At 45.6% G+C, this 25,187-nt stretch carries 20 protein-coding genes and 1 other RNA gene; 14 read left to right on the top strand and 7 right to left on the bottom strand.

From position 1 onward, the window contains the following. Positions 1-26 precede the first annotated feature (26 nt). Entirely contained in the window at positions 27-1,190 is a 1,164-nt protein-coding gene (locus tag DYH48_RS14765; protein WP_115335221.1) for a sensor histidine kinase, read from the bottom strand. Between the two features lie 183 nt (positions 1,191-1,373). Here DYH48_RS14765 and DYH48_RS14760 point away from each other — a divergent pair, with 183 nt between their 5' ends. Further along, positions 1,374-1,868: a DUF2141 domain-containing protein gene (locus DYH48_RS14760; protein WP_115335220.1), complete on the top strand. Its 495-nt coding sequence runs from the start codon at positions 1,374-1,376 to the stop codon at positions 1,866-1,868. 14 nt (positions 1,869-1,882) lie between these two features. Then, positions 1,883-3,559 (top strand): carotenoid oxygenase family protein, encoded by a 1,677-nt coding sequence (locus DYH48_RS14755; RefSeq protein WP_115335219.1) that lies wholly within the window; start codon positions 1,883-1,885, stop codon positions 3,557-3,559. 64 nt (positions 3,560-3,623) lie between these two features. On the opposite strand, the gene DYH48_RS14750 is transcribed toward DYH48_RS14755, so the two are convergent. After that, entirely contained in the window at positions 3,624-4,346 is a 723-nt protein-coding gene (locus tag DYH48_RS14750; protein WP_006085103.1) for a YebC/PmpR family DNA-binding transcriptional regulator, read from the bottom strand. 419 nt (positions 4,347-4,765) lie between these two features. On the opposite strand from DYH48_RS14750, the gene DYH48_RS14745 reads away from it, so the two are divergent. Together DYH48_RS14745 and DYH48_RS14740 are read left to right on the top strand one after the other, a co-directional pair. Then, on the top strand, positions 4,766-6,334 hold the full coding sequence (locus DYH48_RS14745; protein ID WP_115335218.1) for a methyl-accepting chemotaxis protein: 1,569 nt from the start codon (positions 4,766-4,768) through the stop codon (positions 6,332-6,334). Positions 6,335-6,667: 333 nt separating this feature from the next. Then, a complete protein-coding gene (locus DYH48_RS14740) occupies positions 6,668-6,892 on the top strand; it encodes a TIGR02922 family protein (protein ID WP_006080825.1) in 225 nt (74 codons plus the stop codon). A gap of 377 nt (positions 6,893-7,269) precedes the next feature. Here DYH48_RS14740 and DYH48_RS14735 read toward each other — a convergent pair whose 3' ends face one another. Then, positions 7,270-7,851, bottom strand: coding sequence for a TetR/AcrR family transcriptional regulator (locus DYH48_RS14735; protein WP_115335217.1), 582 nt, complete (start codon positions 7,849-7,851; stop codon positions 7,270-7,272). A 133-nt stretch (positions 7,852-7,984) separates the two neighbouring features. On the opposite strand from DYH48_RS14735, the gene DYH48_RS14730 reads away from it, so the two are divergent. Further along, positions 7,985-9,052: an alkene reductase gene (locus DYH48_RS14730; RefSeq protein WP_012588232.1), complete on the top strand. Its 1,068-nt coding sequence runs from the start codon at positions 7,985-7,987 to the stop codon at positions 9,050-9,052. A 73-nt stretch (positions 9,053-9,125) separates the two neighbouring features. Here DYH48_RS14730 and DYH48_RS14725 read toward each other — a convergent pair whose 3' ends face one another. Further along, positions 9,126-11,543 carry a Lon protease family protein gene (locus DYH48_RS14725; RefSeq protein WP_115335216.1) on the bottom strand — a complete coding sequence of 806 codons (2,418 nt, stop codon included), beginning with the start codon at positions 11,541-11,543 and terminating at the stop codon, positions 9,126-9,128. Positions 11,544-12,077: 534 nt separating this feature from the next. On the opposite strand from DYH48_RS14725, the gene DYH48_RS14720 reads away from it, so the two are divergent. From DYH48_RS14720 to DYH48_RS14710, 3 genes are all read left to right on the top strand, one after another. Next, positions 12,078-14,843, top strand: coding sequence for an EAL domain-containing protein (locus DYH48_RS14720; protein ID WP_115335215.1), 2,766 nt, complete (start codon positions 12,078-12,080; stop codon positions 14,841-14,843). 155 nt (positions 14,844-14,998) lie between these two features. Continuing rightward, positions 14,999-16,234, top strand: coding sequence for a DEAD/DEAH box helicase (locus DYH48_RS14715; protein WP_115335214.1), 1,236 nt, complete (start codon positions 14,999-15,001; stop codon positions 16,232-16,234). 193 nt (positions 16,235-16,427) lie between these two features. Next, positions 16,428-16,940, top strand: a complete 513-nt coding sequence (locus tag DYH48_RS14710; RefSeq protein ID WP_172481196.1) for a hypothetical protein — start codon at positions 16,428-16,430, stop codon at positions 16,938-16,940. Between the two features lie 266 nt (positions 16,941-17,206). Here DYH48_RS14710 and ssrA read toward each other — a convergent pair. Together ssrA and smpB are read right to left on the bottom strand one after the other, a co-directional pair. Next, positions 17,207-17,562, bottom strand: a transfer-messenger RNA (tmRNA) gene (ssrA, locus tag DYH48_RS14705). A 71-nt stretch (positions 17,563-17,633) separates the two neighbouring features. Then, a complete protein-coding gene (gene smpB / locus DYH48_RS14700) occupies positions 17,634-18,125 on the bottom strand; it encodes an SsrA-binding protein SmpB (RefSeq protein ID WP_006080832.1) in 492 nt (163 codons plus the stop codon). Between the two features lie 278 nt (positions 18,126-18,403). Between smpB and DYH48_RS14695 the strand changes: the two genes are divergently transcribed. After that, entirely contained in the window at positions 18,404-18,841 is a 438-nt protein-coding gene (locus tag DYH48_RS14695) for an SRPBCC family protein (RefSeq protein WP_006080833.1), read from the top strand. Then, entirely contained in the window at positions 18,831-19,163 is a 333-nt protein-coding gene (locus DYH48_RS14690) for an RnfH family protein (protein WP_006080834.1), read from the top strand. Before DYH48_RS14695 ends, DYH48_RS14690 begins: the two co-directional genes overlap by 11 nt. A gap of 115 nt (positions 19,164-19,278) precedes the next feature. On the opposite strand, the gene DYH48_RS14685 is transcribed toward DYH48_RS14690, so the two are convergent. Further along, positions 19,279-19,770 carry an outer membrane protein assembly factor BamE gene (locus DYH48_RS14685; RefSeq protein WP_006080835.1) on the bottom strand — a complete coding sequence of 164 codons (492 nt, stop codon included), beginning with the start codon at positions 19,768-19,770 and terminating at the stop codon, positions 19,279-19,281. 430 nt (positions 19,771-20,200) lie between these two features. Here DYH48_RS14685 and DYH48_RS14680 point away from each other — a divergent pair, with 430 nt between their 5' ends. The 4 genes from DYH48_RS14680 to DYH48_RS14665 all read left to right on the top strand — a co-directional run bounded on the left by DYH48_RS14680 (position 20,201) and on the right by DYH48_RS14665 (position 25,166). Then, positions 20,201-20,992, top strand: coding sequence for an SAM-dependent methyltransferase (locus DYH48_RS14680; RefSeq protein WP_006085112.1), 792 nt, complete (start codon positions 20,201-20,203; stop codon positions 20,990-20,992). Positions 20,993-21,051: 59 nt separating this feature from the next. Beyond that, on the top strand, positions 21,052-21,267 hold the full coding sequence (locus tag DYH48_RS14675) for a hypothetical protein (RefSeq protein WP_115335213.1): 216 nt from the start codon (positions 21,052-21,054) through the stop codon (positions 21,265-21,267). 48 nt (positions 21,268-21,315) lie between these two features. After that, positions 21,316-23,061, top strand: coding sequence for a GGDEF domain-containing protein (locus DYH48_RS14670; RefSeq protein ID WP_115336143.1), 1,746 nt, complete (start codon positions 21,316-21,318; stop codon positions 23,059-23,061). A gap of 335 nt (positions 23,062-23,396) precedes the next feature. Next, a complete protein-coding gene (locus DYH48_RS14665; RefSeq protein ID WP_006080839.1) occupies positions 23,397-25,166 on the top strand; it encodes a monovalent cation:proton antiporter-2 (CPA2) family protein in 1,770 nt (589 codons plus the stop codon). Positions 25,167-25,187 lie beyond the last annotated feature (21 nt).

Here is a 25,187-nt window from a genome sequence, read left to right as displayed (position 1 = left end):
GATTCCAAAGAGTTTTCAATAAAAAGTTAAGCGAGTGCTGGGAGGGTGAGGGTGAGTTGGCAGCCGGGCGCCGAGTCATTCGCCCTTAGCTGCACCTTGCCATTAAAGGGCTGTAGTCTTTCCTGCATGCCGCTAAGCCCTGTGCCATAAAGTCCTGTACCGCTTTTAGCTGATGCGTTTCGCGCGGCTACCCGTGTTAGCCCCACGCCGTTGTCGCTCAGTTGCAATACCAGTGCGCTGTGGGAGTCTTCCATGCTCAGTTGCAGTTGATTCGCCTTGCCGTGGCGCACGGCGTTGCTGATGCCTTCTTGCAGGACTAACAGCAGGGCTTGAGTCAGTTCGGCTGATTGCAGTGGTTTCATCGCCTTGCAGGTGAGAGTGACGCTGGGTAAGCGGGTCATCAGCGCCTCTAAAGGTGGGACTAAATCCAATCCCACTTGCACTCTTTGAGCCCTGACGACGGCGCGAATACTTTCAAGTAGCTCTTTGGCTAAGGATTTACTTTGGTTAACTTGAGGTTTGAGGCCTTCGGGCGCTTTATGGCTCAGTACTTCTAATTGCAGAGAGAGTGCTGTGAGCTGGTGGCCGAGAATATCGTGTAAATCGCGGGAGATCCTTAATCTTTCTTGCTGTTCGCTGGCTTGGCTAAGTAGGGCGCGAGTGGCGATAAGCTGTTGGTTTAGCTGTTCTTGTATCAAACGTGATTTACGCTCGGAAAGCCTTGCTTGGCTGCTGCTGTAGGCAAAGAATTGAAAGCCAAGATAGATCAAAATATTGAACACATTGCTTTGTTCATGCAAATGCCATTGCAGCAGCGCGTAATAAACAAGGTTGGCTAACAGTAACTGCGAAATGGCTTGGCGGCGATTAAAGAACTCAGGCAAAAGTGACGCCCAAATAACGAAGAGGATCGGCAGCAATGCATGGTTTGCCGTGAGCAATAAGCTCAACACGATCAACGGCATTGCTAGTGTGGCAAGGCGACGAAACAGAATATTGTTCTGCGCAACTTTATCGGTAGCTATCAGTATAAATTGCACTAAATACAGCCCATAAAGCGTGGCATTGAGCATGCCTTGCCATGTATGCAATGCGGCTTGGTTTATCCCAACCCAAGCCACTAATGCCCAAGTGAGCACTCCTGCGGCAATTAACATGCTCTCTTCTTTTGCTAATCGATTTTCTAGCACGAATGATGATTCCTTAATCCAATTATGCCGACCATTCTAAGGTATCAGCGTCAGATGTCACTATGCCAAAAGTCATCTTGTTAAATTCTTGTTTCATGACTTTTGGCACCTGTTTTTAGTCCTGTGATTTTTTAAGCTAACTCCATCGCAGTTACTTATCAGCGCAAATAACAGGAGTAAGACATGAAACACGTGAACTTAACGATGACAACAACTCAGATTCGCCGAGCTAATATGACCAAAAGGACGTTATCGGCGATTTGGGGCGCAGGCTTAGCTTGCTTGCTCTTGTCGGCAGGAACCATGTCCGCAGAGATCCAGGCACATACCCTGACTGTGGATATCGATAATATTCAAGTACAAACCGGCGCCTTGATGGTTGAGCTTTATGCCAATGCCGAGGATTACGCCGCAGGCCACAATCCCAGCGCATCTATGATAAAGCCCGTCACTAAGACTGAGCATAGGCTGGTATTTAGCGATCTAGCCGATGGTCAATATGCGGTCAAGGTCTTTCACGATGAAAACGGTAATCATAGCTTAGATACCAATATGTTAGGTGTGCCGAGTGAAGGCTATGGTTTTAGCAATAACGCCGGCAGTTTTGGACCTGCGAGCTTTAAAGACGCCAGCTTTAGTTTGCAGGCCGATGCGCAAATCACGATACATATTCGCTAAGGGAGGGCAGCACCATGGATAGACGTCAATTTCTAGCAGGCTCAGCCGCCCTAATGACGACTGCTGTTTGGGCAAGTTCAGTAGATAAATTACTGGCACTGGATAACGCACAAGCGGTCGCCCGTGAGCCATGGGCTATCGGTTTTAACGGGGCGGAAGGCGACTATCTGCCGCTCACTATGCAGGTTTCGGGCGAGTGGCCAGCGCAATTGAGCGGCAATCTATACCGAAATGGGCCTGCAAAAATGTCTCGGGCAGGTAAGGCATATCAACATTGGTTCGATGGCGATGGCATGGTGCAGCAGTTTAGTGTGGCAAATGGGCAAATTCAGCATCAAGCTAAGTTTATCCAAACAAAGAAGTTTAAAGTGGAGGAGGCCGTTGGCGCGTTTAAGTACACCACCGCAGGCACAGTGATCCCCAATGCTTTACCCATTCGCAATAACGATGACTTGAATGTGGCTAACACCAGTTTATTACCGCGCCACGGCGAGTTGCTTGCCTTGTGGGAAGCGGGTTCACCCTATCGACTCGATGCGCAGACCTTAACTACGCTCGGCGTTAAAAGCTTTGGCGACAAGTTTAAGGGTTTACCCTTTTCCGCCCATCCACTCGATGATGGACAAGGTGGATTGTGGAATTTTGGCGTCTGGTATGTCGGCGGCGAGAAGCTATTACTTGTGTATCAAGTGGCAGCCGATGACAGCATTGCCAGAATGGAAGTGATTGAATTACCACAGGCGAGTTATTTACATGCCTTTGCGCAGAGTGAGAATAAGCTAGTGTTTTATATTTCATCTTGCGTGTATGAAGAGGGCGAAACTTATATCGATGCCTTTAAATGGCGACCCGAATTGCCATCGCAATTACTGGTTATCGACAAAGCCGACTTTAAAGCGCGCCAGTTACACCCGCTGCCTGCTGGATTTGTGTTTCACTTTGGTCAAGCCATTGAGAAGAATGACGAACTGTCAGTCCAGCTTTGCCTCTATCCCAATTCGGCGATTTTAACTCAAGGGATGAAAGGGTTACTGACGGGCGCCCGTAAAGCAAAAACACCCCATGCCGAGTTAGTGACGATCACAGTACCGCTGACGGCACCACTTACAGCAGCTAGCAAAACGCAGTTTGCGGGGACGTTATCTCCCTCTGCACGTATTAACCGCAGCGGCGTGATGATGGAGTTTCCCCAGTTTGCGCAGCACACTATGAGTAACAAAGAGTCTGCACAGCAAACGAGCAATGCCGAAAAGCTTGCAGAGAGAACGGGTGGAGCTTCGGAGTTTGTCCCGTTATTTGGCGTTGGAGCAAGATCAGATTCTGCTGCTAACTCTGGCTCCAGCTCTAACTTTAAATATAAAGCAGAAGCCGAATCTGAATCAGGACTGAGTAATACTCTGTATTGTATTCATAACGCAAAAGACAGCAGCCAGCACGGTACGGATGAACTTGGCGACGCGAGCTATAGCGCGTTTTATCTTGGCGAAGGCAAGATTGCCGAAGAGCCGCTCTATATCCCCGCCACTGAGCAGCATGAAGCCTATTTGTTGATGACTTGGCTCGATTACCACAATGCACAATCTGGCTTATCTTTATTTCGTGCCAGTGACATCAGTGCGGGCCCCATAGCTTCGGCTCAGATGAACAGGGTATTGCCATTAGGGTTTCACGGTTGTTTCATTAACGCTTAATATATTGACCTATAAACAAAAAACGCAGCCAAGGGCTGCGTTTTATTTCAGGCGAAAGCAGTGTTTAGTCTTCAATTTCCGCATTGTGATAGACGTTTTGTACGTCGTCACAATCTTCTAAAGCGGCGATAAACTTTTCAAACATGGCCACATCTTCACCTTCAACCTTAGTCATGTCCTGCGGTACGAAGGTAATGTTATCGAATTCGAAGTTAACTTCTGGCATTGCTTCGGTCAGTGCAGTTTTAACTTTAAAGTATTCAGTGTGCGGCGCGTAAACTGTGATTAAGCCATCTTCCAGCTCAACATCGCTCACATCAACGTCAGCCATCATCAGTAGTTCTAAAATCGCATCTTCGTCATCACCGGCAAACACGAACACGGCTTGATGATCAAACATGTGGCCAACAGTACCTGGACCGCCGAGTTTGGCATCGTTTTTTACGAAGGCTTGACGCACTTCGGTGAAGGTACGTTTTACGTTATCGGTTAAGCAGTCAACAATGACCATGCAGTTGCCAGGACCAAAACCTTCGTAACGGGCGGTATCGTAATCTTCACCACCGCCGCCTTTGGCTTTTTCAATTGCGCGTTCAATAACATGCGCAGGCACTTGGTCTTTCTTAGCGCGTTCAATCAAGCGACGCAGTGATAAGTTTCCATCGGGCTCAACGCCGCCTTGTTTAGCGACAACGTAAATCTCTTTACCGTAGCGTGAATAAATGCGGGTTTTTTGACCGGCTGTTTTCGCCATGGATTCTTTCTTGTTTTGATATGCTCTGCCCATCTTGATCTCGTTAGCTCAAAAAAATTGCGCCGATATTAGCAGTTTTCTTGGCATAAGTGCAGTCGTCCATGTGGGATTTATTACCTAGAAGGCGACGGGGCACGCATTTCAGGGCAAAGTTGGCTTTTTCAGGTGGGGTTATCTTGAGAATGGACTAAGACTAAATCACGCGAGATTAATACTAATGTCTAATGCCATACACACGTGAGACTGTTGATGATAGTTAACTGCTACTTTGTTTATCTAGCTGGATAAATTATCTAGCTTATTCAGAGAAATAGACTAAAACTATAAATCTTGAGCGCTATCATAGTTAGCCCTTCTTAGTCAGCTGTAATTGATTGCAGCAGGACGAGGGCAAATGATTCGACTCTTAGCATTTCCCTTTCATTTTTACCTTGCTCAGTTACGGGAAGTATATGGAAATACAGCACAAAGTTTTAATTTTCATCAGTTTCACGCTGGTCACTCTAGGGAGTTTATTACTTGCGGGGCTTCATCTTCCGAGCATTGTGCAGGCGCTGATCTTGGGTGCAATCACCTCTGGCTTAGTGGTGTGGGTGTGTTTGCGCGCAACTAAGGCTAAGCTCGACACCGATGAGGCAAATACTAAGGCATTAAAAGATCACAGCCTTCCCGCCCATGATATCAGTGTGCAAACCAGTAAAATTGCTATCGGTTCGGCTGAAGTGTCGCATTTTATTGATTTACTGAATAAATCCATTGAATCAAATGGCGAGCATGCCAGCGCTATTGCCGTTGCCGCGGGGCAATTGAGTCATACCACGGCCCAACTTGGCGATAATGCCGCCGATATTTTAGGTCAGGCACAAGAGGCCGAGCGCGTTAGTGTGCAGGGGCGTAGCCAAGCCCAAAAAGGTGTGGCGGCTATTCGCTCCCTGAGTACGGATATTGATACCGCCGCCGAGCAAGTACAGGCGCTTAAGTCGCGAGCCGAAGAAATCCAAAAAATCACTGAAGTGATTAACTCCGTTGCCGAACAAACGAATCTGTTGGCGTTAAATGCGGCCATCGAAGCGGCTCGTGCGGGAGAGCAGGGCCGAGGTTTTGCGGTTGTCGCAGACGAAGTTCGCAGCCTTGCGGGTAAAACCGCAGGTGCGACCCAAGATATCGGCAAGATGCTATTAGAAATCCGCAGCGAAACCGATAAAACCTCTGGGCTGATGGAAAGGGTCGTAACGCAAACCGCCGATGTGGTCGCGGCTATGGGCGAGTTAGACGCGCATTTCACTGAGATTTCGGCCTCTGTGACTCAATCGGCTCATGCGTTAGGTGATATGGAAGATTCCCTCAAACAATATAACAACACCACTAATGACATTAGCCGCTCGGTGACTCAAATCCGTGATTCGTTAAATTCGACGGGTAAACAGAGTCATAGCGTATCTGAGCAGGCCTTTACTCTATCCTTGACCACCGAGGGCATTTTTAAAGCGCTGTCTAAATGGGATACACAAACCTTCGATCAGCAGGTTTTGCAATTGGCCAATGTGGCCGCTAAAGCGTGCGGTGACAAGTTGGCACAAGGTTTAGCTAGCGGCAGTTTTAGCGAGGCAGATTTGTTTAATCCTAAATATCAACCGATTGCTAATACTCAGCCGCAGAAATACAGCACAGCTTTCGATCGTTATACCGATCAGCATTTTCCAATGATTCAAGAACCCATTCTTGCAAAACATAGCGAAATCATTTATGCGGGAGCTGTTGATAAAAAAGGTTATTTTCCGACCCATAATAAACGTTTCAGCCAAGCGCTGACGGGCAAGGTCGAAGTCGATATGGTGCATAATCGAACCAAACGCTTGTTTAATGATCCGACAGGGATCCGCTGCGGCGCCCATACTGAGCCTGTATTACTGCAAACCTACAAAAGGGATACGGGCGAAGTGATGCACGACTTGTCAGTGCCCATTTTTGTGAATGGCAAACATTGGGGCGGATTTAGGGTGGGATTTAAGGCTAAGTGAATAATAGATAATCAAATTTAGGTTATTTACTCTAAAAAATGCATAAAAACGCATCTTGCTATGTGTTGTACTTGTGAATTGTAGTGGGTAATTGATTAACATAATAGAAATAGATTGGCATCTTTTTGCTGAAGTGCTTAAATAGCTCAAGGTGTACAGTTTGATGCAGTTCTGTACGCCATAATAAAAATATAAAAATTGAATAAGACCTTAATTAGTTGATTTAAAAATGGTTAAAATATCTTTGGGGATATTTTAAGATGTAGAGGACAGGGAGCTCTCTTGCGACGTAAATATAACGCAGCAGACGCTGCTTAATGTGAGTTAAATGTGATGCAAGCAAATCAAGCGACTGTTACTGTTTTATATTATGACGCGCCCGTAGGGTTAATTATGCACAATTCTGTGCTAGCTAATTTGCCTGTGAGTGAAGCTGGGCGTGTGATGATACCGGCAAGTTTTCGTAAGGGAAAATCGATCATTGCCGTACTTGAAGGTGAATGTAAGATACTGAACTCATTGGGCGAGCGGGTATTTGCTCAGGCTAACATAGGTTAAAATTAGCTTATAATTTCAAAAGGTTATAATTAAAAAATTAACATTCAATAGATTAACATGTCAAAAAATACTCACCTTTGGGACGCATAATCGCCTTGTTGAATTAGCGTCTCGACTTTCTCTGCAATACTTCTTTTAATCTTATTTAATAATGTACAGAACGTATTTACTGCGCTTTATCGGCTTGAATTCAAGGAGATAGTGACGCTTATATCGACTTGAATAACATCACCTTCCATAACGTCAAACTTAATTTCCGATCCTCAATAACTCAACACTCAACAACATCTGAGCGATTACCAGCCATACATCTGCATTCATTAGCCACTGTCGATTTTGTCGCCCAGAGATTCGTCACTGAACAGATTAAAATGCCTTTAATGGCATACCTCAGTCAGCAATCGATCGGCAAGATGCTGCAGGGTTTCGGCATTTGGATGGGTGTGGGCGAAGGTTCTTAAACCATAAATTCCCATCATAAAATATTGGGCTCTTTGCTCGTCGCTGCGATGACCTTCTAGCAGTCCTTGCTCGGCTGCGCTGGTAAACTGCTGCGTTAGCGCTTGCTGCCAAGATTGCAGATACTGATTGATGATATCTCTAATCTCAACATCTTGCTCAGCCACTTCATTTAATGCCTTCGTCAATAAACAAGCTTGGGCGCTATCACAACTTAGGCATTCTGCAACAATATGATCTAAATAAGTTTTTAAGTTAGTTAGTACATTTTCGCTATTAACGAACAGGCTGTTGAACTGCGTATTTCTGTCGAGTTGATATTGCTCAATGGCCGCGATTAGTAATCCGCGTTTATTGGTAAAAGCGCAGTAAATCGACCCCGGATGTAATCCCGTGGCTTGAGTTAGATCTTGCATGCTTGTTTTGGTGTAACCCTTGTGCATGAAGGCGGCCATCGCGCCGCGAAGTACCTGTTCTCGGTCGAACTCAGCATTACGCATCGAATTTAATTCACTTGTATAGAAACGCTTAGGCCGAATTCTACCTAATTTTGAACGAACATTCAAAAATTAACTTGAATGATCGTTCAAATAATAATATCTTGAATGCATATTCAAGAATGGGACTGAGAAAATGACCACACAAACCACGCCAAATTCCTTGGCAAATCTGTTCGAAACCTACTCGCTTAATGACACTATTACCTTAAACAATCGTTTCTTAATGGCGCCTTTGACCCGTTGTATGGCCGATGCCGACTTAGTGCCAACCGATGACATGGTTGCCTATTATGCACGCCGCGCCGAAGCGGGTTTGATCATCACAGAGGCGACGATTATTCGTCCCGATGCCCAAGGTTACCCAAATACCCCAGGTATTTTTACTCAAGCGCAAATTGCTGGCTGGCGTAAAGTGACCGATGCAGTACATGCCAAAGGCGGTAAGATTTTTGTGCAGTTATGGCATACGGGCCGTGTTGCTCATCCACACTTTTTCGGTGGTGGCGATGTGCTTGCAGCATCAGCCCAGAAGATTGAAGGCAGCGTGCCAAGAATGCGTGAGCTAACTTATGTTACGCCAAAACCCGCCACACTCGAGGATATTCAAGGCCTAGTGCGTGATTACGCCAAAGCGGCGGAAAATGCCATTGAAGCTGGCTTTGATGGTGTTGAAATCCACGGTGCAAATGGTTATTTAATTGATACTTTCTTACATCATGACAGCAATCGCCGCACCGATGAATATGGTGGCACTCCTGCCAATATGTCCCGTTTTGCGCTTGAAGTTGTCGACGCTGTTGTGGCTCGTATCGGCAAAGACAGAACCGGTCTGCGGATTTCACCTGGGGCTTATTTCAATATGGCGGCCGATAGCCGTGACCGCGAAGTGTTCGATTACTTCTTGCCGGAACTAGAGTCGCGCGATATCGCCTTTGTGCATATTGGGATTTTCGATGACAGTATGGAATTTGACTATCTTGGCGGCAGAGCTTCAAGCTATGTGCGCGCACACTATGGCAAAACCTTAGTGGGAGTGGGAAGCTACAGCGCTGAAACGGCCAGTGAAGCGATTGCAGCGAATAAGTTCGATTTGATTGCTATCGGTCGTCCATTCATTGCTAACCCTGACTATGTCGCTCGTGTGCGTGATGGCGTTGAACTTGTGCCTTACAGCGACGAAATGCTAGCAAGCTTAGTGTAATTTCACTTAATAGCTGAATAAAGAAAGGGTTAGCATTGGATAACCCTTTTTGTTTGTCTCTCTCGTCCTAGACTTAATCCGCTTTAATTAATGACCTGAGTGCGGTGAGCTTTTGCTGGGCGATGCCGAAAATGCTCTCGGGAGAATATTGCCCTTGGCTAGGTGCGGCCGTTTGCGACAAGCTACCTGCGGTTTTACCAAGCAGTAACTCCATGGCTTGCGTTACATGGGTAATGGCCCAAATATGGAACTCACCTTGCGCCACGGCATCGACAATGTCTTTACGTAGCATAAGGTTAGCCATGTTCGAAGCAGGAATAATCACCCCTTGATCTGACGTACGGCCTTTGATTTTGCAGACATCAAAGAAGCCTTCAATTTTCTCATTCACACCGCCAATGGGCTGAGCCTCACCAAACTGGTTCATCGAACCTGTAATGGCAATATCTTGCCTTAGTGCTTGCTCGCTAATGGCCGAGATAATGGCGCAACATTCGGCCATTGAGGCGCTATCGCCGTCCACGCCGCTGTAAGATTGCTCGAAGGTGAGGTAAGTGGTGAGCGGGATTTGCGCTGTTTTACCTAACACTGAGGCTAAATAAGCGGTTAAGATCAACACGCCCTTAGAGTGAATTCGCCCCCCTAGTTTGACTCTGTGTTCGATATCCATCACTTCACCTTTACCAAAGGCAGTGGTTGCTGTGATGCGATTGGGCATACCAAACTGATGATCAGAGGTCGAGATGACGGATAAGGCATTGATTTGCCCAACCACTTTGCCCTGAGTGCTAATCAAGGTGGTGCCGTTGGTAAAGCTCTGCATTATGTTGTCATGCAGACGCGAGACCCTTTGTTCTTGATTTCGCAGTGCTTGCTCAACGTGCGGCACTAAAATTTGCTGACTGCCTGCCGATTTAGCGCAGTAGTTTGATTCCCGCAGTAGATTGGCAATATTGGCCGAGTGTAGCGACAGTTTTTGCTGATCTTCGGCTTCCCGCGAGCTGTATTCGATGATGCGCGCTATGGCGGCGCGATCGCAGTGCAGCATGTTGTTGTCGTGGACTATGCTCGAAATAAAGCGGGCATAGTGCGCCTCAGAGGCGGCGGTTCTGTCCATCACATCTTCAAAATCGGCGGTAACGCGAAATAGCTCGCTAAAGTCAGGATCATAGTGCTGCAGCAGCTGATAGGTTTCATGATCGCCAAACAGGATGATTTTCACATCTAAGGGGATAGGCTCGGGCGCCAAGGAAATCGTACCCGATAGAGACACTTCCCGTTCGAGTGAGCTTAAATCCAGTTTTCGTGAACGCAGGGCGCGCTTTAGTCCGTCCCACACGTAAGGGCGCTCTAATACTTTAACGGCATCCATCAATAACACGCCGCCATTCGCCTTGTGCAGGCTGCCGGGCCGGATAAGCGAGAAGTCGGTGAACACTGTGCCTCTAAATGTGGCGTTCTCCACATAGCCAAATAGGCTGTGATAACTCGGGCTTTCTTCGACGACTATGGGGAATTTTTGAGTGCCTTGGCCGACCAAAACGTTAACTTGATAGCGACGGGGCATTTTCTTTTCTAGGGAAGCGTAGGCTAGGCCCAATTGCTCTTCGCTTTCTTCTAAGAAAATATCCAGATTATCTAAGATATCCGCCTGCATACCAGTTAAGAAAGTGCGCGCTTCTGGCTGATGCTTGAACTTATCTTTAAGTGGCTTAATAAAATGGATTAACACTTCTTTGGCGACTTGCTCGTCATGCTCTTGCTGCTTGTCGCTAAATTCTTCTTCCCATTCTGTGATTTGGCGAATAATCCCGCGCAGTTTGACTTCTAGGCCATTGATATTGCTTTCAAATTGGCTGCGTTCAGCATCGGTCAAGGCTTCGAATGAGGCTTCGTCGTGGGGCTCTTCACCATTGAGGGCTAACATTTGATAGTCGCCCTGCATAGTCAAGCTGAGGCTGATACCTTTTTGTTTTGCTTCTTCGGTTAATTCTGTGAGTGCGACTTCTTGTTTCTGTGATAGCTGGCTTTTGAGCTTTTCGGTGCGGGCATAATACATTTCATTATCAAAGGCTAAAGGCAAAGCTTTGACAAGTTTTAGCATTAATTTTTCGACGGCTTTTTTAAATTCAAGCCCAGTCCCCGCGCTCAGTTTGAGCACTTTAGGGCAACGGGTATCATCGAAATTAACCACGTAACACCAGTCGTACAGCGTATGATCGCTTGGCTCGTGACGGCTTAAATAGCGCAGCATCATAGTGCGTTTGCCAAGGCCGTTCTGGCCGATGGCGTAGATGTTATAACCCTTTTCTTTAATCCCCATCGCAAACTCTACCGCTTGCTGGGCACGTTCTTGGCCGACAATATCATCAAGTGGAGTGAGCTCGGCTGTGGACTGGCAATCTGTGCTTAATTGGTCGAGTTCGCAAATGCGATACAGTTGTTTACTGTCGAGTAGGGTGGCTTGGCTTGATACGACGTCAGTGGGCATAAATATCCTTGGTTTTTCAGCCTTATTATTTCCATTGTAGACAATAAGATAGCATTTTTGTCAATCAAAACTCTGTTATTGCTGATTTATGTCTTTAGGGAGAGTTATCTGCTGCTCACAAAGTGCTTTAGCACTGCGGTAAGGCTTAATCGGTTAAGTCTAACTAATTGTTACGCAATAAACTTATCCCAATACTGACTCGAAAATTTTGTGCTAAAGTAGCAAAGGCTATGTCAGCAGTGCTTAACTGTGTAAGGACACGTTGAGTCGGCGAGAAAGAGTCGGCTAGAAACATCCCTCTAACCTTGATGGTTTGACCTCTCCAGCCTTAAAAGGTGGTTATGATGAGGACGGTTTGCGATCTAAGATTAGCGCCAATTGATATGTAGTGGATTGATGTTAAAAGTAAAAATTTATGAAGTTTTACCCCTTGGTTAACGCTTTCCCTCTGGGGCTAATGTGAGCATGCGTTTGGGGTCTTACGGTATTCTCGCCGTGGGTCGATTGAGTAGTAACTAAGTATTAGTTGGCAAGATGATGATAGATTTACCTATTTCGCAGCAAGAGCTGGATAACTGGTTGAGGGACGTAAACTTAGTCGCCGAGATATCAAACAGTAAAGCAATATTAATAGCATGGAATGCTGCGGGAGAACTTAGCAGTATGTTAAGTTCAGACTCTGCGGCTGAAAGCGAAATACAGGCAATATTCTGTCAGTTAAGTGGCAATCATTCGGCGAAAACCCTACCTATCGCAACATTATCAGCTACTACGTCATCAACCGCTACACAGTCCAAAGCCACTCCATCAACAACCACTCCATCAAAAGCGACGACATCAGAACTCACTTCCAGTCCTTCAGATGCTGTTGAAACTTCCGTTGATGCCCAATTAGCCCAAGAACAGTTGGTCAGCCCAACCGAGCCGATTTCGCTATTGCCGCGATTAGGTCACCATCAAATCACCTCGTTATTATCTGTGTCAGAGTTAACTGAGCTGGTCAGTCAGTCTCAATTGATCATAGATACTCGGCAGCACTCAGATTGGCGCACTTGTAGCGCAATCGGCAGCGTGATTTGTTTATCCCTCGCTTGGCCATCTGGGGCAAATTTTGGCTTTTTATGTTTTTATCACAACGAGGCGCTCGGCGTAGATTCGAAAACGCTGCAGCTGGCAAAGCTTATCAGCGATAGCATTCAACGCCAGTTAGGCGAGATATTGAGCCAACACAGTGCGGCTGAAGCATTAAGCCGAGGTACGCCAAGGTGTGTCGATACGGTCGATTTACAAACATTTATTGATAGTTTTGAAGAACATATTTGGATGAAAAACGCCGCTGGCATTTACACACTCTGTAATCGCAGCGTCGAGAAAGCATGGGAAATGCCCCGAAGTGAGATTGTCGGTAAATCCGATGTCGAACTCTTTGGTGCTGAAATTGCGAATATTTTTCTAGAGGGTGATAGGCTCGCTATCGAGTCTGGTATGCCAATTATTGTCGCTGAGTGTTTAGACGGCAATGAAGCTAAAAATCATCTTTGGTTAGAAACGCTCAAACTCCCAACCTTAAATACCCAAGGTGAGTTTGTGGGCGTTATCGGTATGACTCGCAATATTTCCAAGCATAAAGCGGTTGAAGAACAACTGACACTGGCGACCAATGTATTTAAAAACTCGGTCGAAGGCGTGGTTGTGACCGACAGACACGGCAATATCACCGACGTAAATGGCGCATTTTTTGAGATCACAGGTTATGTGAGGGAAGAGCTGCTCGGTCAGAATCCACGGATTTTTAGCTCGGGTCGCCATGATAAAGCATTCTTCGACAAACTGTGGAATGCCCTGTTGGCTAACGGTAAGTGGAATGGTGAAATCTGGAATCGGCGTAAAAACGGTACTATTTTCCCGCAAAATATCACCATAAGTACGATTTATGATGAAGTCGGTGATGTGCGTTATTTTGTCGCTGTGTTTGCCGATATTTCTGCCCAAAAAGAGAATGAAGCGCAACTCACGCACTTAGCGTATTTCGACCCGCTAACGCATTTGCCTAATCGCATGAAGTTTATGATGCAGCTCAAACAAGAAGTACGGCAAGCTAAGCGGCTGAATTTGCAGTTAGCGACTGTGATGATAGATGTCGATTTGTTTAAGCATATCAACGACAGTTTTGGCCATAGCATAGGTGATGAAATGCTGGTCGAGCTTGCCAAGCGTTTACGCAGCCAAGTGGGCGATCAGGATGTGTTATCGCGGATTGGTGGCGATGAGTTTGTGGCGTTAATTTCGGGGATCGATAATAACGAAGATGCCACGGTTGCCATTAATCAATTACGCCAAGTGTTTGAACAACCGTTTATTGTGAGCACAGGCGATCACTTACGTTTGACCGCGAGCATGGGCGTGTCTTTGTATCCAAATGATGGAACCGATGCGGACACTTTACTGCGTAACGCCGATGCGGCCATGTATCGCGCTAAAAATGATGGCCGCAATAATTATGCTTTTTATACTGAGTCCTTAACGCAACAGTCTTTTGAACATCTTAAGCTGCAAAGTGCCCTCTATGGCGCGATTGAGCAAAATGCCTTGTACTTGATGTACCAGCCAAAACTCGACTTAGTGTCTCGAAAAACCGTAGGATTTGAAGCGCTGCTGCGATGGCACGATCCTCAACTGGGTTTAATTTCGCCCGCGGTATTTATACCCGTGGCTGAAAAAATTGGTCTTATCCATGAGATAGGTTTATGGGTGCTAGAAACCGCCTGTCGTCAGGGCATGCGTTGGCTTAGTGAAGGCAAACACTTTGGCCGCATTGCGGTGAACGTGGCCGGACAACAGTTACAGCGCAGCTCCTTTGTGGATGATGTAAAACGTGTCTTAGCTGAAACTGGCTTGCCCGCCAAACACTTAGAGCTTGAAGTGACCGAAAGTGTGATGATGCAAAATCCCGATCTTGCTATCCGTGACTTAAAGTTACTTGGCGATCTGGGCATCGAATTATCGGTCGATGACTTTGGAACCGGTTATTCATCGCTGAATTATTTGAAAAAACTACCTATTCATAAGCTGAAGATTGACCAATCCTTCGTGCGGGATATTCCCTTCGACACTAACAATACCGCGATTGCTAAAGCTGTGATTGCGCTTGGACATGCGTTGAAGCTCGACATTATCGCCGAAGGAGTGGAAACCAAAGAACAAGCCGATTTTCTGCAACAAAATCAGTGTGATCAAGCCCAAGGTTATCTCTTTAGTCGTCCGCAACTACCAGAAGATCTCGACGCATTTCTATCGTGATGCTGGCGTATTGCGAGACTGACTTATGGTAAGGCTGACTATCGTGAAATTGATTTAGTTTCATCCGATAGAACCACAGGGCTAGCGCTATGGCGCTAGTCGCTTGGAGTTGTGTCTGCTAAAATTCTGGCCATTATTTTCAGTGGTTAACCGCAATGTCCTTTAGTGCCTTATCCTTAAACTCCACCTTAGTGAATACCTTAGCGAGTCTTGGCTATGAGTCGCCAACGCCTATCCAGCTAGAAGCGATCCCTGCCATCTTGGCGAAACGGGATGTGATGGCTGGCGCCCAAACGGGCACAGGCAAAACCGCGGCGTTCGCCTTGCCAATCTTGCATCATTTGTTGGCACTCAGCCCTTTGCAAGAGTTAACGGCGGTGAGACCTGTACGTGCATTAGTCTTAGTGCCGACACGTGAACTGGCGGTGCAGGTACAGCAGAGTTTTGTTAAGTACGCTAAAGGGACAGATATCCGTGTCGGTATCGCCTACGGCGGCGTGAGTATCGATGCGCAGGTCGCTGTGTTTAATGCTGGGATAGATGTGTTAATCGCAACACCGGGTCGCTTACTCGATCACCTCAGGCAAGGCGCATTGAGTCTTAAGCAATTGAGCGTGCTTGTGTTTGATGAAGCCGACCGTATGCTCGACATGGGCTTTATGGATGAAATTCAAGCCGTGCTCAAGCAAGTGCCGAGTGACAGACAAACACTGTTATTTTCTGCCACCTTAGATGCCGCCATCTTCAGCTTAAGTAAAACTTTACTGCGCGATCCCAAGTTGATTGAAGTTGCCAAGCGCAATACGACCGCTGCCGAAATTGAGCAAGTGGTTTATGCCGTCGACGCCGACCGTAAAACCGAACTCGTCAGCCATCTAGTGCGCAGTAAAAACTGGCACCAAGTGCTGATTTTTAGCCGCACTAAGCAAGGCGTCGACAAACTGGTTCAGCAACTCAATAAAGCCGATATTATCACTCAGGCGTTTCACGGTGACTTGTCCCAAGGTGCGCGCGAGAAAGTCTTGCAGGAATTTAAACAAGGCAAAATTCAAGTGCTAGTGGCTACGGATGTTGCCGCCCGAGGCCTAGATATCGTCGAGCTCAAGTACGTGATTAATTTTGAGCTGCCTTTTATCGCCGAAGATTATATTCATCGTATTGGCCGCACAGGTCGAGCGGGCAGTGCAGGGCTTGCGATCACCCTTTTTAGCCAAGAGGACGCCCTATTACTGGAAGAAGTCGAAGTCGTATTAGACAAGCGTTTACCACAGCAATGGTTACCCGGCTTTGAACCCGACTTTAATAAAATGGACACCGAACCAAGACGTAACGGCAAAGCGGCCCAAAAACAACGTGCTAAAAAGCGCGCTCTGGGCGGTAAGAAACGTTAATTTGTTTTATAGGAGTTTGTGTCACGGTGTTAAGTTAATCATGTTTATCGTTTTATCGTCAGTTAGCGTTTTAGCATGTAGAAATAAGTCTTTTATATTTATATTAAGTCTTTATTTTAAAGGCACTTAATATGATCTGCTCTTTCTATTTTTAGTATGGTTTGACCTTTTTGAATTGTTTTTTGGGTGTTGTATGAAGAGATTGATGTTGTTTTTTGTTTTTATCTTGTCTATTCCTTCCGTGATCATCGCTGCATTTGTCTTTGAGGATATAGGAGGACATATTTTATTCTCTTGGTTCTCATTCACCCTTGGTCTCATCGGGATTGGTGGAATATTGAGATTTAAAGAAGATCAATTTTTAACATACGATATCGTTGAAGGGACTATTATTTCACTGGATGAAAATACCAGATACAGCCCAGATCATGAGCACTTCAGGTACCAACAAATTTTCATTAATCCGGTTGTAGAGTATTTTTGGAAAGGAAAGCGTTATACAAGAGGAACTCTGATTAATTATGACGAACAAGCTTACACTCGGTTTGGACCTCAAATCGGTGACAAGATCAGTTTATGTGTTCCAATCAATTGCCCTGAAGAAGCCATTGAAAACAAATTCCTATCTAGATATATACATTTAATCATTGGTTTAATTTCTATTGCGATTTCAATCGCACTCGCTGTATTACTCTTCTCGTACTGATTTTTGCCGTTTTTCATAGGTTTTAGTGGTTATGTTGTATTGGCGGAGCCAATCGCTAGCAGCAATGCGTATCTCTTAGATGCTCAAGTCCAAGACCAAGCTGCCGACCAGAGTTATATATCTCATTCTCAAACTACCCAAGCTAGAAAATCTCAAACCATCCGAGCTAGCAAAGCTTAATTGTGAAAATAAAATCTCAAACTGCGTTCTATGAGCAGAGCAAACAAAAAGGGCTTAACCTTGCGGTTAAGCCCTTCTGGTAAAATTGGTGGAGGCGGCGGGACTTGAACCCGCGTCCAGAACACCTACATCCAAGGCACTACATGCTTAGTCTCTCTTTTAATTAACCCGAATAAACTCCGAAAGACAGGATTTCATCGGGCGAGTCCGGTACTATTTCGCGGTTCACCCCCGGACGGAGTTCCCTCGCTATCAAATGTAGGATGACCATCTGTATACACTGCCCATTTGAGAGACCTGTGTCAGATGGCTAGCTAGCCTAAGCTGCTAGAGAGTAGTTAGAGTCGTTTGCAACTATAACGGTGCGGCTTTTTACGAGGCCAACCGCCCCTCGGCATGCTCCCAGGGTTTCGTGAATCCTGTCGAATCCAGAATCGCCCCCAAGAATTTGATTGTAACCCGTAGCACAATGATCACCTAGCATCATTTGCTTCAAGTTCAATCGTTTGTTCATTATCCGTGCGTTTTTTCTTTTTTCATCACGCGGGCTTTTTCAACTTCCCATTCACGCGCTTTAGTATCTTCGCGCTTATCGTGATCTTTCTTACCTTTACCTAGGCCAATCTCCACTTTCACCCATGCACCTTTACGCCAGTACATAGAAATAGGAATGATGGAGTAGCCTTGACGCTCGACTAAGCCTGCCAGCTTATCGAGCTCTTTACGGCTGAGTAGCAGCTTTTTCAAGCGCAGGGGATCGCAGACAACGTGTGTCGATGCCGTATTCAAGGGAATAATGGTGCAGCCATGCATAAAGGCTTCGCCATTTTTCAGGAATACGTAACAGTCGGACAAGTTGACCTTACCCATACGGATAGATTTAACTTCCCATCCCATTAGGGATAGGCCGGCTTCCATTTTCTCTTCGAAACGGTATTCGAAGGTTGCGCGCTTATTACGTGCGATAGTCGCAGGCGCGGCTTTGCTTGAATTTTTCTTTACCATAGTGGCGCCATTATACGCACGGTGATTCAATTTGGTATTGATATAAGGTTTTATTTAGTTAATTTCAAGCCTCTATCGTGTTGTTGCTGGTTTTTTGAACGCCATTAAGGGGTTGAGTATCAGCTTAAGTGCACAAGGGGTGCGTTTTTTACGTATCGTGATAAAATCCGTGCAAATTTTGATTGCTTGCCTAAGTTGTTCATCGCGTGTGCGTTCTTTTCGTGCGTTTGAGTTTGCTAAGGTCGCTGTGAAGTCGTTAGTTAAGAGTGCTAAGTCCTATGCCGCAAATTTCTCGAAGTGTGTTAGTCCGTTTTAGTGCGATGCAAATGTATGACTTAGTGAATGATGTCGAGTCGTATAAGGAATTTTTACCCGGTTGTGTGGGTGGCAAAGTCTTAGAATTTGATGGTAAGACTATGCTGGCATCTGTGGATGTGAGTAAAGCGGGGATCCGTAAGACATTTACGACTCGCAACCAAGTGGTTCCCGGGAAGAGTATTGATTTAACATTGGAAAATGGGCCCTTTAAGCATTTATTGGGGCAGTGGCGTTTTACTGAGCTGACTGAAGAAGCTTGCAAGGTAGAATTCGAACTGAGTTTTGAGTTTTCAAACTCGTTAGCCGATATGGCCTTTGGTAAAGTGTTTAATGATCTTATGGTATCAATGGTGACGGCGTTTACGAGTCGCGCTAAGGTGATTTACAGTGACAAATGAGACAGATAAGTTTGTAGTTGATGTGGTTTACGCCTTGCCTACTCAGCAAAAAGTAATTTCGGTGAATGTGAATCCCGGCACGTCGGCGATTGAGGTAGTGCGTTTAAGTAACATAGTGAGCTTTTTCCCTGAGATCGATTTAGACACGGTCAAGCTCGGTGTGTTTAGTAATGTGGTTAAACATGACCAAGTGATTTTACCGGGCCAAAGGGTCGAGATTTACCGTCCTTTGATTGCCGATCCTAAGGATGTTCGCCGCCGCCGCGCAGATAAAGCCAAAGATGAAGGCCGCGCGAATAAAGTCACTGGCGGACGGGCTTAATACGGTTGGTATAACTACTTGACGTCAGTTTGACATCATTACTCAATGAAAAAGCGCCCTTGGGCGCTTTTTTGTATTTCATCGACTGAGAAGAGCATAAGCAAAGTTTAGGATATTACTTAATTGGTTTTTGAACTTGCGCTTCTGTTTGGTTTTCTTTTACTAAAGGTTTGGCATCTGGACGCTGTGCAGGAATTTGTGGCACTAGCTCAGTTTTATTACCCGTAGGTAAACTGCTCTGCTCGAGCGGCGTATCAAATTCTTTGCTTAGCTCATAATCGCCATTCACTGCGGTGAGTTTATCACCCGTAAAGTGCAAAATGAGTTCTTTATGCGTAATGCTGGCATCGCGTCCACTCTTGTAGTGATAGACGTAGTACCAAGTATCGTCGGCGAAACTATCACGTAATACCGGACGGCCGAGAATGTATTCGGCTTGTTCTTTGGTCATGTCAATGCGCAACTTTTCAACTTGTTGCGGTTCCATGTAGTTACCCTGTGGGATGTCGGGCTTATAAATCAACCAATCGAACACACTACAAGCACTGAGCGAAACAGAGAGCGCCACAGCGCTCAGCAGGGTAAGACTTTGCTTTTTATTGATCATTGTATGCGCTACTTCTGAAAATCTGGCGGCCATAATACCCAAGCATTCACCCTCATGACAAGGGCAATCGGGTTTTGCTGCCGTCATAGATCGAATTGTGTGACTTTTCGACCCGCGATGTTGGCTTTAGTTCTCAATCTGTAAGGATATTTATTACTGTAAGTCTCGTGGCTGCTGTGGGTGTGATTTTTCAGCCTCTGAACCGTACTGGTTTACTGCTGACAGGATTTGACAAAAGGAAATGGGAGCCAGATTTCTTCTTTAAAGCCAAGCAATTAGTCAGTAAGTCGATAAACGGTTTATGTGGCGATAACCATAGTAATCTTGCTTAAATCAGATTAAAGTTACCGATATGTTTTTATTATGTTCTTGTGCTGTGGCTTTAGTTATGAGTTCGCAGTGTTTAAAATAAAATATTGGGATAGATGCTTTGGGTTCTTTAGTTTGCGTAGGCACGGGTTTACAGCTGGCCGGACAAATCAGTGTGATGAGTCGCAGTTATATTGAGCACGCCGATGTGGTGTTTTCACTCCTGCCAGATGGTTTTTCGCAGCGTTGGATCCAGAAAATTAATCCTAATGTCATCAATTTGCAGCCGTTTTATGCTCAAGATGGCGAAGTGAAAAATCGCCGTGAGACCTATGAGCAAATGGTGAGTGCAATTTTGGGCGCTGTGAGAGCCGGTAAAAAAACAGTTTGTGCGCTTTATGGTCACCCCGGTGTGTTTGCTTGCGTGTCCCACTTAGCGATTAAGCAGGCGAGGGCTGAAGGATTTGCTGCAAAGATGGAGCCTGGGATATCGGCCGAGGCGTGTTTATGGGCAGATTTAGGTATAGACCCAGGTAATTCAGGACACCAAAGTTTTGAAGCCAGCCAGTTTATGTTCTTTAATCATGTGCCCGATCCGACAACTCATTTGTTGTTATGGCAAATTGCTATTGCTGGCGAACATACCTTAACTCAGTTCAATACTACGAGTGATAGGCTGCAGATTTTGGTTGAACAACTGCATCAATGGTATCCACTGGATCATCAAGTGGTGATCTACGAGGCTGCTAATTTACCGATTCAAGCTCCTAGAATTGAGTATTTGCCGTTGAGTAAGCTGCCCGAGGCAAACTTGTCTCCCATCAGTACGTTACTGATCCCGCAAGCAAAAAAACTCGAATACAACTATGCTATTTTAACCAAATTAGGTATTAGGCCTGAAGATTTAGGCTAATTGCGAGAGTCGTACTTCTGAGTTGAATTCGGAAGTCATCATTAAAATAAGGAAAAAGTATGCCTGCATTATCCGATTTTTTTACTCAGTTAGGCCAAAATTCACAGTTGATGCAATCGTATCAACAGGACCCTGAGGCCGTAATGCGTGCCCATGGGTTAACTGATGAAGAAATTGCAGCCGTCATGTCGGGAGACATGGAAAAACTGAAAAGCTTGAGTGGGGATGATGATTGTAAAGCCTACTTAGTTATTTCCCATGGTAATGGTGAGTAATTGAAACTCCTGCGCGCTTTTTTGTGGTTATGTTCGGGCATATTTTGTATGCCCTTAATGGCTGCAACTATCAATTTTGATGAGGTATTAGCTGATCTGGAGCAGCTACAACATACCGATATGCAAAGTGCAATCACTAAGCTCCATGAACTTGAAGCTGATTTCGAGCATATGACGCGTTTTCAGCAAGGTCGTTTATTGGTATTTAAAGGGACTTCATTTATTTATTCAGGTCAATATCAAGAAGCCCTAGATAATTTAATTCAATCTGAAAATTTAGTTCAAAATAGCGATTATTTATTTTCTGCCTATAGCTATGAGGCAACTGCGTACATCGCCCTACGGAACTTTAAAGACGCTTTTGTTGTAATGAGCAAAAGCCTAGGGCTAATAGATCGAATAGATAATATAGATATCAAACGTGCTGCATATCTACGTTTAGCCAGTTTGTACTCTGCAATGGGCATAAAAGAAGAGGTGGGAACCTACGCGGCTAAGGCAGAATCGCTTGCTTCAGCAGATAATGTAAAAGATATCTGTACTGCAAAGTTGTATTTATCAGTTTATCAATTAGAGCTAGAGGCCTTTACTAAGGCGTTTGATGAATTCCAGTACACACACGATTTTTGTGAGTCTAATGGCTTCCCATTGATTTCGTTTATTGCATTGAAAGGGATGGGTGAGTCTAAGTTAAGGTTGCAAGAATACTCTGCTGCAGTTGCTTTACTTTTGAAAGCATTAAAGGGATATGAGTCTTTTAATTTTCAACTAGAAATTAATAGTGTCCATTCTTTGTTAACCGAAGCGTATTTTGCACTAAAGCAATCTGCTGAGGTGGTCGAGCATGCCAAGTTCGTTACGTCATTACCTAATGATCCTAGTTATACCGAGTTAAAACATACTGTCTTTAAAGTGTTAGCGGGCTTAAATGCTGAGAATAAACAGTTTGAACAAGCCTATGAATATTCGAAAAAAGAGCAGTATTACAATCAGCTGATGTTCGATGAAGCGAAAATGAAAACGTTAGCGTATCAGGCGGCAAAGTTTAATGCTGATGAACAGTCACGTGAGATTAATTTATTGAATAAGGAACGTGAACTGTATGTCGCTCAGCAAACGGTAAAAGAGCGCGAATACACCAATATGCTGATGTTTGTCACTATTCTAGTAGGCGGACTGTTCTTCCTCGGGATTTTGTTAGCTGTAGGCCAGATGCAGAAACGCAAGTTTATGCGTATGGCGAGAATGGATGCATTAACAGGCATCTTGAATCGCGGTGCAGGGCAAGAGTTAGGGGAAAACCTTTTTGTGCAAGCCACGGCCCGCGGTGGGGATTTCTGTGTCATTTTATTTGATTTGGATTTCTTCAAACGGATCAACGATTCTTTTGGCCATGGAACTGGCGATTGGGCGCTTAAAAAGGTGGTTGATTCCCTTAAATCCCATATCCGAAATGGTGATGTTTTTGCTCGTATCGGCGGTGAGGAGTTTGCGATTTTATTACCCTATGCCGATGAAGAGAAAGGCATGGAAGTGGCGGAGCAGTGCCGAGCCCGTATCGAGGCCATTGATACCCAACATTCAGGACATAAGTTCGTCATTACGGCGAGTTTTGGCGTGAGCGGTTTAATGGCTGATGATCTGAGTTTAGATCCATTATTTCACCGAGCCGACATGGCGCTTTATGCCGCTAAGGCCAATGGCCGCAATGCCGTAGTACGCTATTCTGACATCTTAAAATGTGACAAGCAGGCAACTGATTTACGGCGTCATATCGCATCACCCTCGGTGTAATGTAAGCCGAGTGAGCATTTAGTCTCATCCTGAGTTGGCAAAAGTCCTTACTGGTTTTTATCCTTCCTTCATTTATGTCTCGTTTTGGGTTTTGCCGCCACTAACAAAAATGCGATAACAGTCTAAGGCGTCTCTGAACGCTCTTTTACTCAGCTTTGTTGCTCCAGTTGATTTCCCCCACGCTTAAGTGTTTTTCGTACCAAAAATTTCTCATTTTTAATGAATTGCCTTGACCTTGTTAATAAATAAATGGGATATCATAGTTGCTAATTTGCCTAGCTGCGGCTGGGCCATTATATGGAACACTGCACATTCCTTTTTCCGTTGGAGCCTTCATGGAACAGTCGAGTTTACTCACGTCGGTGCTGCTATTTTTATTGGCGGCGGTTATTTTTGTTCCTTTGGGTAAACGTTTTGGCGCCGGCCCGATTCTTTCCTACCTAGGTGCTGGGATCATTTTAGGCCCAGGCGGCATGGCCTTAGTTTCTGATCCTGCTGCTGTGTTGCATTTTGCCGAGTTAGGTGTAGTGCTGATGTTGTTTGTGCTGGGACTCGAATTAAATCCAAGTAAATTATGGGAACTTCGCAGTGCTATCTTTGGTTTAGGCAGTGGTCAGTTGTTGTTATCATGGGCTGCGATTGGTGGTTTGGCTTGGGGCTTTGGCTTGTCTGTTGACGCAGCTTTAGTGGTTGGCGCCGCGCTATCTTTATCATCGACAGCCTTTGCTGTGCAGTTAATGAGTGAACATAGGTTGCTCACAACCCCACTCGGGCGTGATGCCTTTGGTGTCTTGTTGATGCAAGATCTTGCCGTTATCCCCATGTTGCTGCTGACGGCATATTTGGCGCCTAATTCGGCGCAGATTGAGCATCATGCCGTGCCTTGGTACTGGACGTGTCTAGCCCTAGTAGGGTTTGTGTTAGTGGGCAAATACTTACTGCCAAAACTCCTTAAGTTAGTCGCAAGTAGCGGGGTGCGTGAAGTACTCACCGCCTTTGCGTTACTGCTCGTGATGGGCAGCGCTGAGTTAATGGAGTGGCTTGGACTCTCTGCGGGTATGGGGGCATTTTTGGCGGGTATTATGCTCGCAAACTCAAGTTATCGACATCAACTCGAAACCGACATCGAACCCTTTAAAGGCTTATTGCTTGGGCTGTTTTTCATGGCGGTCGGTATGAGTATGGATTTGAAATTATTGATATCAGATCCGTTACTTATCTTAGGTATTTTAATGGCGATGTTGCTGATTAAAACGTTTGTGCTGATGGTGCTGGGCCGCATTCGGCACCACAAATGGCGACCGAGTATTGCATTGGGGTTGATCCTTGCCGAAGGCGGTGAATTTGCCTTTGTGCTGTTATCCCAGGCGCAGTTATCTGGCATTGTCGGCGATAAAATTGCGCAAGTGTTAGTGCTGGCGATTGGTTTGTCTATGGCGGTGACGCCGATATTGTTTACCCTGTTTCGCGCAACTAAGGCTAAGGTGGTGGACACTCGCCTGCCAGATACGATTAATGTCACTGAATCGGAAGTGGTGATTGCCGGTTTTGGCCGAGTAGGCCAGATAACCGGGCGTATTTTGGCCTCATCAGGGATCCCTTTTGTCGCGTTGGATAAGGATGCGAGCCATGTGGATGTTATTCGCAAATATGGCGGTGAGGTCTATTTTGGTGATGCCAGACGCTTAGACATGTTAATGTCGGCGGGGATCGCGCGCTCGCGTTTGTTATTGCTGGCCGTGGACAGTGTTGAGGATTCCATCGAAATCGCCCAGCAAGTGAAAACCCATTTTCCCCATATCCACATAGTCGCGCGGGCAAGGGATCGTAACCATGCTTATCGTTTAATGAGCCTTGGGGTGACGGATGTCTTTCGTGAGACCTTTGGTTCGGCGCTTTCGGCCAGCGAGAAGATCCTCCAAGGTTTAGGTCTATCTCAGGTACAAGCCAACGAGCGGGTAAAAATCTTTGCTGAGCATGATAAGAAACTGGTGATTGCGAGCGCAGCACATCAAAATGATTTAGCGACGTTAATCAATCTATCGAATAAGGGTAAGGCAGAGTTGGAATCCCTTATGCGCGGCGATAGGGAGAATGTCAGTTAATACGCTGGGTATCATTTGCCA

The organism is Shewanella baltica, from assembly GCF_900456975.1.
Classification (GTDB): Bacteria; Pseudomonadota; Gammaproteobacteria; order Enterobacterales; family Shewanellaceae; genus Shewanella; species Shewanella baltica.
Note: the sequence above shows the minus strand (reverse complement) of the source record. Positions and strands in the feature narration are given on the sequence as shown.

Bases quoted from the DNA above. Each gene is read 5' to 3' on its own strand.
- DYH48_RS14670 (WP_115336143.1), top strand. From the start codon at position 21,316: ATGCCCTTAATGGCTGCAACTATCAATTTTGATGAGGTATTAGCTGAT.
- DYH48_RS14665 (WP_006080839.1), top strand. From the start codon at position 23,397: ATGGAACAGTCGAGTTTACTCACGTCGGTGCTGCTATTTTTATTGGCG.
- DYH48_RS14755 (WP_115335219.1), top strand. From the start codon at position 1,883: ATGGATAGACGTCAATTTCTAGCAGGCTCAGCCGCCCTAATGACGACT.
- DYH48_RS14720 (WP_115335215.1), top strand. From the start codon at position 12,078: ATGATGATAGATTTACCTATTTCGCAGCAAGAGCTGGATAACTGGTTG.
- DYH48_RS14710 (WP_172481196.1), top strand. From the start codon at position 16,428: ATGAAGAGATTGATGTTGTTTTTTGTTTTTATCTTGTCTATTCCTTCC.
- smpB (WP_006080832.1), bottom strand. From the start codon at position 18,125: ATGGTAAAGAAAAATTCAAGCAAAGCCGCGCCTGCGACTATCGCACGT.
- DYH48_RS14745 (WP_115335218.1), top strand. From the start codon at position 4,766: ATGGAAATACAGCACAAAGTTTTAATTTTCATCAGTTTCACGCTGGTC.
- DYH48_RS14740 (WP_006080825.1), top strand. From the start codon at position 6,668: ATGCAAGCAAATCAAGCGACTGTTACTGTTTTATATTATGACGCGCCC.
- DYH48_RS14675 (WP_115335213.1), top strand. From the start codon at position 21,052: ATGCCTGCATTATCCGATTTTTTTACTCAGTTAGGCCAAAATTCACAG.
- DYH48_RS14750 (WP_006085103.1), bottom strand. From the start codon at position 4,346: ATGGGCAGAGCATATCAAAACAAGAAAGAATCCATGGCGAAAACAGCC.
- DYH48_RS14730 (WP_012588232.1), top strand. From the start codon at position 7,985: ATGACCACACAAACCACGCCAAATTCCTTGGCAAATCTGTTCGAAACC.
- DYH48_RS14735 (WP_115335217.1), bottom strand. From the start codon at position 7,851: ATGCGTAATGCTGAGTTCGACCGAGAACAGGTACTTCGCGGCGCGATG.
- DYH48_RS14695 (WP_006080833.1), top strand. From the start codon at position 18,404: ATGCCGCAAATTTCTCGAAGTGTGTTAGTCCGTTTTAGTGCGATGCAA.
- DYH48_RS14760 (WP_115335220.1), top strand. From the start codon at position 1,374: ATGAAACACGTGAACTTAACGATGACAACAACTCAGATTCGCCGAGCT.
- DYH48_RS14685 (WP_006080835.1), bottom strand. From the start codon at position 19,770: ATGATCAATAAAAAGCAAAGTCTTACCCTGCTGAGCGCTGTGGCGCTC.
- DYH48_RS14715 (WP_115335214.1), top strand. From the start codon at position 14,999: ATGTCCTTTAGTGCCTTATCCTTAAACTCCACCTTAGTGAATACCTTA.
- DYH48_RS14725 (WP_115335216.1), bottom strand. From the start codon at position 11,543: ATGCCCACTGACGTCGTATCAAGCCAAGCCACCCTACTCGACAGTAAA.